This is a genomic window from Mycobacterium sp. (assembly GCF_965229265.1).
GTDB lineage: Bacteria > Actinomycetota > Actinomycetes > Mycobacteriales > Mycobacteriaceae > Mycobacterium.
Genome location: NZ_CBDDIY010000013.1, coordinates 1,130,745 through 1,143,193 on the forward strand (window position 1 = coordinate 1,130,745; position 12,449 = coordinate 1,143,193).

Annotated in this window: 9 protein-coding genes; 8 read left to right on the forward strand and 1 reads right to left on the reverse strand. The window is 68.0% G+C overall.

Translation table 11 applies throughout. The features are described from left to right. Positions 1-74 precede the first annotated feature (74 nt). Complete coding sequence (locus ADBZ9K_RS27390; RefSeq protein ID WP_526625468.1) at positions 75-1,220, forward strand: LLM class flavin-dependent oxidoreductase; 1,146 nt, start codon at positions 75-77, stop codon at positions 1,218-1,220. Between the two features lie 42 nt (positions 1,221-1,262). On the opposite strand, the gene ADBZ9K_RS27395 is transcribed toward ADBZ9K_RS27390, so the two are convergent. Continuing rightward, on the reverse strand, positions 1,263-2,990 hold the full coding sequence (locus ADBZ9K_RS27395; protein WP_526625469.1) for a hypothetical protein: 1,728 nt from the start codon (positions 2,988-2,990) through the stop codon (positions 1,263-1,265). A 307-nt stretch (positions 2,991-3,297) separates the two neighbouring features. Between ADBZ9K_RS27395 and eccA the strand changes: the two genes are divergently transcribed. Genes eccA through ADBZ9K_RS27430 form a run of 7 tightly spaced genes read left to right on the forward strand, consistent with a single transcriptional unit; the run spans position 3,298 to position 12,428 of the window. Next, complete coding sequence (gene eccA / locus ADBZ9K_RS27400; protein WP_526625470.1) at positions 3,298-5,133, forward strand: type VII secretion AAA-ATPase EccA; 1,836 nt, start codon at positions 3,298-3,300, stop codon at positions 5,131-5,133. Beyond that, the gene (gene eccB, locus ADBZ9K_RS27405) at positions 5,130-6,650 is read left to right on the forward strand and encodes a type VII secretion protein EccB (RefSeq protein WP_526625471.1); all 1,521 of its coding nucleotides are present in this window, start codon (positions 5,130-5,132) and stop codon (positions 6,648-6,650) included. Before eccA ends, eccB begins: the two co-directional genes overlap by 4 nt. Beyond that, complete coding sequence (eccCa, locus tag ADBZ9K_RS27410; RefSeq protein WP_526625472.1) at positions 6,647-10,588, forward strand: type VII secretion protein EccCa; 3,942 nt, start codon at positions 6,647-6,649, stop codon at positions 10,586-10,588. The genes eccB and eccCa overlap by 4 nt, the downstream gene beginning before the upstream one ends. Continuing rightward, positions 10,585-10,896 carry a PE domain-containing protein gene (locus ADBZ9K_RS27415; protein WP_526625474.1) on the forward strand — a complete coding sequence of 104 codons (312 nt, stop codon included), beginning with the start codon at positions 10,585-10,587 and terminating at the stop codon, positions 10,894-10,896. The genes eccCa and ADBZ9K_RS27415 overlap by 4 nt, the downstream gene beginning before the upstream one ends. Before the next feature lie 54 nt (positions 10,897-10,950). Next, positions 10,951-11,244 carry a type VII secretion protein EsxS gene (locus ADBZ9K_RS27420; RefSeq protein WP_526625667.1) on the forward strand — a complete coding sequence of 98 codons (294 nt, stop codon included), beginning with the start codon at positions 10,951-10,953 and terminating at the stop codon, positions 11,242-11,244. Then, positions 11,244-11,531 carry a WXG100 family type VII secretion target gene (locus tag ADBZ9K_RS27425; protein ID WP_526625475.1) on the forward strand — a complete coding sequence of 96 codons (288 nt, stop codon included), beginning with the start codon at positions 11,244-11,246 and terminating at the stop codon, positions 11,529-11,531. Before ADBZ9K_RS27420 ends, ADBZ9K_RS27425 begins: the two co-directional genes overlap by 1 nt. 48 nt (positions 11,532-11,579) lie before the next feature. Further along, complete coding sequence (locus tag ADBZ9K_RS27430) at positions 11,580-12,428, forward strand: ESX secretion-associated protein EspG (protein ID WP_526625477.1); 849 nt, start codon at positions 11,580-11,582, stop codon at positions 12,426-12,428. Positions 12,429-12,449: the final 21 nt, after the last annotated feature.

The window sequence follows — 12,449 nt, forward strand, 5'->3', positions numbered from 1 at the left end:
AGTAGTCGTGCCCGCTAGTCGGTAGCGACGGCGGCCCTGACACTGGAGTCACCACCGCTGTCGAAAGGCCCGTCATGCCCACCCTTCGCGTCGGATTGATGGATCCGCTCCTGGCTTCCCGCCCCGCGGTCGACTCCTTCACCCGGGCGAGTTATCTGGGTGCGGTCGCTAGCCGGGTCGACTCGTTCTGGGTGCCCGATCATCTCAACGCCTTGTTCCCGCGAGCGCTGTGGCAGCCCAAGTACGCGGCCGGCGCGCGGATAGTGCCCAGGCCGGACGCGTACCTGGAACCGTGGACCATGCTCGGGCACCTCGCGGCGCGCAATCGGATCGGCCGGCTGCGCCTCGGCGTGGGTGTCACCGACACCGGGCGCCGCAACCCGGCGGTGACGGCTCAAGCAGCGGCGACGCTTCAGCTGCTGACCAAGGGCAGGGCGATTCTGGGCATCGGCACCGGGGAACGGGAGGGCAACGAGCCCTACGGGGTGGACTGGTCCAAGCCGGTTGCGCGGTTCGAAGAGGCCATGGCCACGATCCGGGCGCTGTGGAACTCCGGCGGTGAGCTGGTCAGCCGTGACTCACCGTTCTTCCCGCTGCGCAAGGCGATTTTCGATCTTCCGCCGTACCGGGGGAAGTGGCCGCAGGTGTGGATCGCCGCCCACGGCCCTCGGATGCTGCGCGCGGTGGGCCGCTATGGCGACGGCTACTTCCCGGCGTTCGCTCACACGCCGCAGGAGTACGCCCAACGGCTGGAGGCGGTCCGAACCGCGGCGTCGGACGCCGGGCGCGACCCGATGTCGATCACTCCCGCGATCTGGTTTCCCGTCGTGACCGGCGCGAGCCGGGCTCAGGTCGACGAGGCGCTCGGCTCGGTGCTGATCCGCTCGAACGGTCTCGGCGCCTCCGACGAGTTCTTTGCCCGTTACGGCGCGCGGCACCCGCTAGGTGCCGGCTTCAGCGGCGCGCAGGACCTGATGCCTCAGGACATGGACGAGCAGACCGCGCTGGCCCACGTCAGCGCTGTCCCGCCAGCGATGGTGCGCGATATCGGGCTGTGCGGTACCCCCGACGAGGTCCTCGAGCGCGCCGCGGAATGGCGCGACTGCGGTGTGCGCTACGTCGTGATCGCGAATTTCGCTCCGATGCAGCGCAGCATGCGCAACACCCTGGCCGCGCTGGCACCGTTCGCCCAGGTCGTACGCCGGCTCAAGAGGCTGTGACTCGCCGCCGAGTTCACGCCCTACCCGCACGGGGCGGCCTTCCTACATGCCGCCCATGTCCATGCCGCCCATGCCGCAGGAGGCGTTGGCCGGGGTGCCGTTGGTTCCGCTCTGACCCATCATGCCGCCCATGCCGCCGCAGCCGCCCGAGCCGCCCGCTGTCCCGTTACCGCCGTTGCCGCCATTGCCCATGACGGGGGTCGACGTGCCGCCGTTCCCACCGTTGGCCGGCGCCATGCCGGTTCCGGCGTTGCCGCCGTTGCCGGCGTTGCCCAGGTAGACGGAGTCGCCACCGTCGCCACCGTTGCCGCCGGCTCCGGTCGTGGTGGACGCGGTGTTGCCGCCGTTGCCGCCCGCACCGGCGTTGCCGAATACGCCGCCGTTTCCGCCGTTACCCCCGTTGCCGCCGTTGACGGTGCCGGTGCCGGTCGCATCGCCACCGGTACCTCCCTGGCCGCCGTCGCTGAAGCCGACTCCGTTGCCGCCGTTGCCGCCGTTGCCGCCCTTGCCGCCAGCGCCGGTCCCGAGGCCGTTGCCGCCATTACCCCCGTTTCCTGCGGGGCCGAAGACCCATCCACCCGGGCCGCCTGCCCCGCCGTTGCCGCCCGCGACGTTGCCGGTCGCGGAGGCACCGAAGCTGCCGCCGGCGCCACCGTTACCGCCGGGACCGAACCCCATGGCCATCGCACCGGTTCCGCCGATCCCGGCGATCCCGCCGCCGGCGCCGAGGACGTTGCCGCCGCGCCCGCCATTGCCGCCGCTACCGAACAGATAGCCGGCCATGCCGCCGCCACCGCCATTGCCCGCGGTGGCCGTCATCGCCATCATGGTTCCGCCGTTGACGTCACCGCCGTTTCCGCCGACGCCGCCGTCACCGATCCAGCCCGCCATCCCGCCGTGACCGCCCTTGCCGGCCATGCCCATGTCGGCGTTGCCGCCGTTGCCGCCGGCCCCGCCGTTGCCGTAGAGCGTGCTCGGCCATGGGAAGCCCATCAGCATCACCATGCCCACGCTGCCGCCGTTGCCGCCCGCGCCGCCGGCGCCCATCATCGACGTTGCCGCACCGCCATTTCCGCCATTGCCGCCGTCACCCCAGAACAGTCCACCGGCACCGCCGTTGCCGCCGGCGCCACCGTTGGCTCCATCCAGTCCGGCGCCGCCGGCTCCGCCGTTGCCGATCCAACCCGCGGCGCCACCGGCTCCGCCGCCATAGCCGTTGCCGCCGTTGCCGATCAGCCCCGCCTTGCCGCCGATACAGGATGTGGCACAGGTCGAAGCGTCATAACTGAAGCCATTGCCGAACAAAATTCCGGCATCGGGGTGCGCGGCCGTCCCATTGCTGATGAAGACCGCGATGAAACTCTCGACCGGGCCGCCCTGGAGCGAAGGAAGGGGCAGAGTTGGGATCGCTGCTGCGGTGGGCAGGCTGGCCCTTGCCCCCACTGGAGTGGTCGCCGCCGACGGGGGAGTCGATGCCTTGGCGCGGCTGCTGCCGGTGTCGCCCGCGCCGGATGCCCCGGAATCGGGGGCAGCGGCGGCCGCCGCTGCGGCCGGAGTCGGTGTCCGCTTGCCCGGCTGTGTCGCGCTGCGGTGAGTGTTGGAGGATTGCCCCGAATCGCGGTGACCGGGGCGCCCGGACGATCCGGTGCCGGAAGACGGTGAGTTGCTGGTATCGGCGGAGGCTAGTGGTGGGGTGGCGACGATCGCGATCCCGACACCCAGCGACACTGCCAGCGCTCCGACTCGACCCACGAAAGCTCCATTGCTCATGACCGATCCCTACGTTAGGTTTCCGAAACTGCCCGTTATGTGGACCAGTCGCGCGTTCTCCACGCGGAAGGCTCCGGTCACATAGTCGGGCGGGGATGCGCGGGGGTTCCCGGCATGGTGACGCAGTCACAAGACGAGTGCTGTTGTGCTGCATAAGGATTGGATGACCTAACTCGGCCCTCGCGGGGCCCGTGGCGAATCGGTCGGGAAAATCTGGGAATTTCGGGAACTCGTGACCGCGGTCAGCCGACTACTGCCGCGTGAGGAATGCGATGTTGGGGTTTGCGCCCGTCCGCCCGTGCGCGCTGTGATCGCTAACAACAGCGAGGTCCTCGTGACAACCGATGCGGCCGGCCGGCTCGACGGTGATGTGGTGAGCCGGTTTGCGTCGTGTTGTAGGGCGTTGGGGTTGTCGGTGTATGACCGGTGTCGGCCTGCTGATGTGGTGGCGGCTCGTCGTGGGTTTGGTGAGTTGACCCGGGTTGCTCCTGAGCAGTGTGATGCGTGGGCTGGTTTGGCGGCGGCGGGGGATTGTTCTGTTGAGGTGTTGGCGGCGTTGGCCGGTTCGGTTGATACCTGGGGGGTGTTGCAGCGTCGGGTGGAAATCGCGCCTGGGGCTGTGGGTTTCGACTATGACTCTGGGTTGTATTTGCGGTTTCGCGCTGGTGGTCCCGATGATTTCCGGTTGGCGTATGCCGCTGCGCTGGTGATGGCGGGTCGGTTTGGTGCGGCTGGTGTGGTGGTGGGTGAGCTTCGGGAGCGTCGTCCGGAGTGGCGGGAGGCGCGCTGGGTGGATGCCGCGTTGCATTCGGGTGCTGCGCGGTGGGCGGATGTGGTCGCGTTGTTGACGCCGTTGGTGGGCGATCCTGGTCTGGATGCGGTGTTTGCGCATGCGGTGCGGGTGGGGCTCGGTATTGCGTTGGCGCGGTTGGGGATGTTCGCTCCGGCTCTGTCGTATGTGCAGGATGCGGCGGGTCCGGTGGCGGTGGCTGCTGTTGATGGTGGTTTGGTCGCGGCGTTGGTGTTGCGGGCCCAGGGTGAGTTTGAGGCTGCTGGCGAGGTGTTGGCGCAGTTGTATGCGGCTAACCCGGGTGAGGTGCGGGTTCAGGAGGCGTTGTCGGATCCGTCGGTGGGGATTGTGACGACGACGGCGGCGCGGATCGCGGCGCGCAGCGATGCGTGGGATGCGGCTACTGAGCCTTCTGCGCAGGATTTCGTGGATCCGCAGTCGCGGGGGCGTAAGGCTGCGCTGCTGGCGGAGGCTGAGGGGGAGTTGGGGGAGTTCATCGGGCTCGATGAGGTCAAGGATCAGGTGGCCCGGTTGAAGAGTTCGGTGGCGATGGGGATTCGTCGCCAGCAGCGTGGTCTTGCGGTGGCGCAGCGGTCGCATCATTTGGTGTTCGCCGGGCCGCCGGGCACGGGTAAGACGACGATCGCGCGGGTGGTGGCCAAGATCTATTGCGGCTTGGGGTTGCTCAAGCGGGAGAACGTGCGGGAGGTGCATCGGGCGGATCTGATCGGTCAGCACATCGGGGAGACTGAGGCCAAGACCAACGCGGTGATCGACAGTGCCCTGGATGGGGTGTTGTTTCTCGATGAGGCGTATGCGTTGGTGGCTACCGGGGCTAAGAACGACTTCGGGTTGGTGGCCATCGACACCCTGTTGGCCAGGATGGAAAACGACCGGGACCGGCTGGTCGTCATCGTCGCGGGATATCGCGCTGATCTGGACCGGTTCCTGGACACCAACGAGGGTCTGCGGTCGCGGTTCAGCCGCAGCATCGACTTCCCGTCGTATGCGGCGGTGGAGTTGGTGGAGATCGCCCAGGCGATGGCTGCTGCGCGCGACAGTGTGTTCGAGGATGCGGCGTTGGCGCATTTGGAGGGTGTGTTCGGGGGGTTGGCGCAGTCGATGACCCCGGATGTTAACGGGATCGCGCGGCGCAGCCTCGATATCGCGGGTAACGGCCGGTTTGTGCGCAATGTTGTTGAACGCTGCGAGGAGGAACGCGAGTTCCGGCTCGATCACACCGACCCGGTCGGGGATTTCACCGATGAGGAACTGATGACGATCACCGTCGCTGATGTCGGTGGTGCGGTGATCCCGCTGCTGCGCGGGCTGGGCTTGGATGTGCCCGCATGAATCCTGGTGATCAGCGCCGGTCGTTCTCGGCGCGCACCCCGGTCAACGACAACCCTGATCAGGTCAGCTACCGGCGCGGGTTCATCACCGGCCACCAGGTCACCGGTTGGCGATTCCTGATGCGCCGCATCGCATCCGGGCTGGCGCTGCACGACACCCGCATGCTCGTCGACCCTCTACGCAGCCAATCCCGGGCCGTGGCGATGGGTGTGTTGATCGTGATCACCGGGCTCGCAGGATGTTTCGTCTTCTCGCTGCTGCGTCCTGCGGGCGCCGTCGGAAACAACACCGTACTGGCCGATCGTGACAGTTCAGCGTTGTATGTGCGTGTTGACGATCGGCTGCATCCGGTACTCAACCTCACCTCCGCCCGGCTGATTGCCGGCCAACCCGTCGCACCTGAAGTCGTCGGTAGCACCGCTTTGGACGAACTCGCGCGCGGGCCGATGGTCGGCATTCCAGGAGCACCAGAACGCATGGTGCAGAACAACTCCGGGGATGCAGACTGGACAGTCTGCGACAGCAGTGGGGCCCAGCACCCCGGCGTCACCGTCATCGGCGGCAGGCCTGTCGAGGGCGCTCATCATGCGACGGCTTTGGCGGCCGACAAGGCGGTACTGGTCGCCGCTGGTTCCCCCGAGGCACCGACGACCTGGCTGCTGTGGAACGGTCGGCGCAGCCGCGTCGACCTCGCCGACCGGGCCGTCGCCGATGCCCTCGGCCTTGGGACAGCCACCCCCACCACCAGGCCAATCGCCCCGGGCCTGTTCAACGCGATTCCTGAAGGCGCACCGCTGGTGGCTCCGGCGATCCCGGATGCCGCAGCGATGCCCGGCTTCGCGCCGTCGGTGCCTGTGCCCGTGGGTGGTGTGGTGGCCGCGTTCGGCGCCGACGGCACACTGTCGTACTACGCGGTGCTGCCCGACGGTCTCCAGCCCGTCACCCCGGTGCTGGCCGCCGTGCTGCGCAACACCAACTCCTATGGACTAGCGCAGCCGCCGCGTCTGGACGCCGACGAGATCACCCATCTGCCGGTGTCGCGGATGCTCGACACGACGGCATATCCCGCGCGTCCGGTGGACCTCGTGGCGTCGGCCACGGCTCCGGTCACCTGCGCGTGGTGGTCCAAGCCGGCTGGTGCGGCGACCGGCTCCCTGACACTGCTCTCGGGTGCCGCGCTCCCGATCCTCGACGGCGCGAATCCGGTCGACCTTCCCCCCGCCGACGGCGACGCCTCGCGGGTGGTGCTCCCTGTCGGCAGGGGCTACTTCGTCCAGACGGTAGGCCAGGAGCCGGCCGCACCGGCGGCCGGGTCACTGTTCTGGGTCTCCGACACCGGCGTGCGATACGGCATCGAGGCCGCGACGCCGGATGAGCTGGCCACCACGGTCGCGGCCCTAGGAATGACGGCGCCTGCTACGCCGGCTCCCTGGTCGGTGCTGACGTTGCTTGCGCCGGGTCCTGCCCTGTCGAAGGCCGATGCACTGACCGTCTACACCGGAACGGTCAAGCGGTGAGCCGGCTGATCTTCGAGGCCCGCAAGCGGGTTCCTGGCCCGTCGGTACGCGAGGGCGCCATCACCATCGAGGCGCCACCTGAGCTGCCACGGCCAGTACCGGCACCGCTGCTGCGCAGGGCGCTGCCGTTGCTGATCGTCATCCTGATCGTCGGGATGATCGTCGCGCTGTTCGCGACCGGGATGCGGCTCATCTCGCCACAGATCCTGTTCTTCCCGTTCGTCCTGCTGCTGGCCGCCACCGCCCTGTATCGCGGAAACGACAACAAGATGCGCACCGAGCAGATCGACGCCGAACGCGCCGACTACCTGCGCTATCTCTCGGTGGTGCGAGACAACGTTCGCGCCCAGGCCGCCGATCAACGGGCCGAACTCGAGTGGTCACATCCCGACCCCGTTGCCCTGCTGTCGATTCCGGGTTCGAGACGGCAGTGGGAGCGCGACCCGCACAACCGCGACTTTCTGGTGGTGCGCGCCGGCCTGCACGACATACCGCTGGACACCGCACTCAGGGTCGCCGACACCGCCGACGAGGTGGACCTGGAGCCGGTCGCGCACACCGCGCTTCGCGGCCTGCTCGACGTCCAGCGCACGGTGCGCGGCGCGCCGAAGGGCATCGACCTGTCGGTGACTTCGCGGCTCACCGTCGTCGGGGACAAGCGCGAAGCGCGTGCGGCGGTGCGGGCCTGGCTTGCCCAAGCCGTGACCTGGCACGACCCAGGCGTTCTCGGTGTTGCGCTGGCCAGCCCCGATCTGGAATCGACCGATTGGTCCTGGCTCAAATGGCTTCCGCACGTCGATATCCCGGGCGTCATCGACGGGACCGGCCCGGCCCGCAATCTCAGCGTCGACACCGACGGCCTCGTCGCGAAACTTGGGCCCGCGCTCGCCGAACGTCCCGCCTTCGGTGATGAGGACGGCGCCAACCTGCGCCATCTGCTGGTTGTCATCGACGAGCCGGGCTACGAGCCGTCGGCGTCGGTGTTCTCGGCCGGGTGGGCCGCAGTCACCCTGATACACCTCACCGCAGAAGAACCCCACCGGCAGCAGTACCCTGACCCGGAACGGCCGGTGCTGAAGGTCCGCGGCGCCGCCATCCAGCGCTGGGGCGATGGTGGCTGGCAGCCCTACGTAGACCACGCCGACCGGATGCCGGCCGACGACGCAACGCATCTGGCCCGACGACTGGCACGCTGGGATTCCAATCCCACTCATGCCGGTTTGCGATCGGCGGCGGTGAGCGGCGCGACGTTTACCTCGCTGCTCGGCATCGACGATGCCACCCAGCTTGACGTGCCGGCGCTCTGGGCTCCGCGCGAGCGCGGCCGGGAACTGCGGGTACCGATCGGGGTGACGGCCACCGGCGAGCCGCTGTACTTCGACCTCAAGGACGAAGCCGAGGGCGGTATGGGCCCGCACGGACTCATGATCGGTATGACCGGCTCGGGTAAATCGCAGACGCTGATGTCCATCCTGCTGGCGCTGCTGACCACCCACTCCGCCGAACGGCTCATCGTCATCTACGCCGATTTCAAGGGCGAGGCCGGCGCCGACATCTTCCGCAACTTCCCGCAGGTCGTGGCCGTCATCTCCAACATGGCCGAGAAGAAGTCACTGGCCGACCGATTCGCCGACACCCTGCGAGGCGAAGTTGCCCGGCGGGAGAACCTCCTGCGCGACGCGGGCCGGCGGATCCAAGGCAGTGCGTTCACCTCGGTCACCGAGTACGAGGCGGCGATCGCATCCGGGCATGACCTCGCCCCGCTGCCTACCCTGTTCGTCGTCGCCGACGAATTCACCCTGATGCTCGCCGACCACCCCGAGTATTCCGAGCTGTTCGATTACGTTGCGCGCAAGGGCCGCTCGTTCCGGATACATATCTTGTTCGCGTCACAGACTTTGGATGTGGGCAAGATCAAGGACATCGACAAGAACACGTCGTACCGATTCGGGCTCAAGGTTGCCAGTGCGGCCGCGTCCCGGCAGATCATCGGTGTCGAAGACGCCTACCACGTCGAATCCGGCAAGGAGCACAAGGGCGTCGGCTTCTTGGTGCCCGCTCCGGGGGCCGAGCCGATCAAGTTCCGCAGCACCTACGTCGACGGCATCTACGACCCGCCGCCGCGGACGAAATCCTATGCAGTGCCGGCAGATCCCGAGCCCCGGCTATTCACCGCCGGGGATGTCGAGATCGACCAGGACATCGTGATCGTGTCCAGCGGCGATGTCGCGCTTCCCGCACCCAAGAAGCTCGTCGCCACCATCGGTGCGCAGTTGGCTGCGTACGGACCGCGCGCACCGCGACTGTGGCTTCCCCCGCTCGACGAGCCCATCCCGCTGGCCGATGTCCTGGCCGAAGCAGCGGGCCAACTGAGACGGGGGCAATGGCCGCTCGGCGAGATCGACCGGCCGTTCGAGATGCGCCGCGACCCGCTCGTTTTCGACGCCACCTCCGCCGCGGGAAACATGGTGATCCACGGCGGTTCCAAATCCGGCAAATCCACTGCACTGCAGACGTTCATCCTGTCCGCGGCGGCTCGGCATTCGCCCGGCGAGGTGTCGTTCTACTGCATCGACTACGGTGGCGGGCAGCTGCGCGCGGTCGAGGGGCTGGCCCACGTCGGGAGTGTGGCATCGCCCCTCGAGCCCGAACGGATCCGTCGCACCTTCGGCGAGCTCGATCAATTGTTGGCCGATCGGCAGCGGGCCGGGCACGGTGCAGCTCATCCTCAGGTGTTCCTGGTGATCGACAACCTGTATGCGTTCAGCCGCGACGACACCGATCAGTTCCATCCCCGGAACCCGCTGCTGGCCGCGGTGACCGAACTGGCCAACAGCGGCCTCGCCTATGGCATTCACGTCGTGATAACCACCCCGAACTGGCTTGAGGTGCCATTGGCGATGCGCGACGGGCTGGGCCTACGGCTGGAACTGCGGCTGCCCGATCCACGGGACAGTAACGTTCGCGTCACCGGCGCGCTGCGCCGACCCGCCGAGGCCGTGCCCTACGCCCAACCGGGCCGCGGGTTGACCATGGCGGCCGAGCATTTCCTGGTCGCCACCCCCGATCTGGGCCAGATCCCGCACCTCAATGCCCGCTACCCCGGGCAGTCGGCACCGCCGGTGCGGCTGCTTCCCGGCGAGCTCGCGCCGGCTGAGGTGGCTCCGCTCTACCTCGGGCCCGAGCAGGTCGTCATCGGTCAGCGCGAGCAGGATCTCGCTCCGGTGGCCCTGCAACTCGCGCAGCACCCGCTGGTGATGGTGTTGGGCGACAGCAAATCCGGTAAGACCACCTTGCTGCGCCACCTGATCCGGACACTGCGGGAGAATTCGACACCGGACCGCATCGCGTTCACGGTGGTGGACCGGCGATTGCACCTCGTCGACGAGCCGCTGTTCCCGGACAACGAATACACCGCGAACATCGACCGCGTCATCCCGGCGATGCTGGGATTGTCGGCGATCATCGAGGGGCGCCGCGCACCGGCCGGCCTGTCCCCGGCAGAACTGAAGAACTGGACCTACGCGGGCCACACGCACTACCTGATCGTCGACGATGTCGACCAGATCCCCGACGGGCCGGCGGTGTCCGGCCCGTATGCCGGCCACCGGCCGTGGACTCCGCTGCTCGGGCTGCTCTCGGAGGCAACCGATCTCGGGCTACGGGTGGTTGTCACCGCACGGGCGTCGGGTTCGGCTCACGCCCTGATGACCAACCCGCTGCTGCGGCGGCTGAACGACCTGCAATCGACCACGATCATGCTGTCGGGTAACCCACAAGACAGTGCCAAGGTCCGCGGACACCGATTCAGCAGACGTGTGCCCGGGCGCGGATTGCTGCTCGACGACACCGACACCCCGACACACCTCCAGCTCGTCGATCCGCTCATCGGATCACGGGTGGGGGGCCCTGACTTCGAAGATGGGATTCGGTCATGACACTTCACGTTGTTCCAGAAGGCCTGGCCGCCGCGAGCGCGACGGTCGAAGCCCTGACCGCGCGACTTGCTGCCGCGCACGCCGCGGCCGCACCGCTCATCACCGCGGTCTTACCCCCCGCGGCGGACCCGGTTTCGGTGCAGGCGTCGCTGAGTTGCAGCGCCACCGGCTGCGCCCATGCGGCCGCGGCCGCACAGGGCGTAGCCGAATTGGGCCGTGCCGGTGCGGGAATCGCGCAGTCGGGCGTCAGCTATGCCGCGGCCGACGCGCAAGCCTGCGCTGCATACGCGGGGCAGGGGGCTCACTGAGGTTCACCACGGGACGAATCAGCAAGCTGGATCTAATGATTGGAGATGACCGACATGAGTCTTCTTGATGCTCATATTCCACAGATCATCGCGTCCGAATCGGCATTCGGTGCCAAGACGGCGTTGATGCGCAGCACCATCGCGCAGGCCGAACAGGAGGCGGTCAGCGCGCAGGCGTTCCACATGGGCGAATCCTCGGCCGCCTTCCAGGCGGCCCATGCCCGCTTCGTCGAGGCCGCCGCCAAGGTCAATGCCCTGCTCGACCTGGCGCACGCCAATCTCGGCGACGCCGGTGCGGCCTACGTGGCCGAGGACGCGGCGGCAGCCGGCTCCTACGGGGGTGTCTGATGTCGCAGATCATGTACAACTACCCGGCCATGCTGGCCCATGCCGGTGATATGGCCAGCTACGCGGGCGCATTACAGGCGGTCGGTGCCGATATCGCTACCGAGCAGTCCGCGCTGCGAGGCGCCTGGCAGGGCGACACCGGCATGACCTACCAGGTGTGGCAGTCGCAGTGGAACACCGCTATGGAGGAGCTGGTGCGGGCCTACCGTGCGATGGCGAGCACGCATGAGACCAACACGCTCTCCATGCACGCCAGGGATCAGGCCGAAGGCGCCAAGTGGGGCTAGATCGCTTGCACCGACGACGATGCGGGGCGAGCGACTTGCGGTGGGCGTATGCCGGCGGCTGATGCGGTTGAGCTCACCGTCGAGTCCGCTTGGTACATCGCCGAGAACAGTCGCGCCGGCAGCTTCCCCTGGGTGCTGGCGATCACCCCGCCCCATCGTGACGCGAAGCAACGAGGGGTCGTCGCGTCGCGCCAGCTGGCCGAGCTCACCCGCATCGGGGTGATTGTCGACGGCAGGGTCAGTTCCGCTGTACAACAATGGATTTCCGTGGTGTGTGGCCCGCAGCGTTGGCTGGAGTTGCGCTACGTGGACGGCACCGGCGCAGCGGGGGAGATGCTTCGCGGAATCATCGCTCGGCGCGGGGATCAGACCGTCGTTGCGTTGCGCAGGGGGCTGCTGGTGACGTTCTCGGCGCTCAATGTCGTCACCCCGCACGCGCTGGCGGCGGTGGTCACCGCCGGGCTAGCGGGACGCCCGCCGGCACGATTCGACGAGTTCGGCCTGCCTGCGCAAGCCGGTGCTCGAGCCGACATGCGGCTGCGCGACGGTGCGGACGTGGCCGATGTGATGGATCAGCTCGGCGTCCCGGAATCGGCCCGGCCCGTGGTGCGTTCGGTGTTCGAGGACCCGCGGCGCTATGTCGAGGTCGTGGCCGGCCAGCACACCGGCGCCACACCGGCGACCACCGACGTCGGGATCGCCGTGGTGGATAGCAGCGCCGGCCGTGTGGTGGTCAGTCCAACTCGGGCCTTCGACGGTGAGTGGGTTTCGGTGTTTGCCCCGGGTACGGATCTGGCCGTTGCCCTTGCCCTCGAACGTCTTACCGCCGCTCTGCCCGACGGCCGGTGGTTTTCGCCGATCCGACCGGTCCGTGACTTCACCACCCAGCGAACGTGAAAGAGAACGACACATGACTGA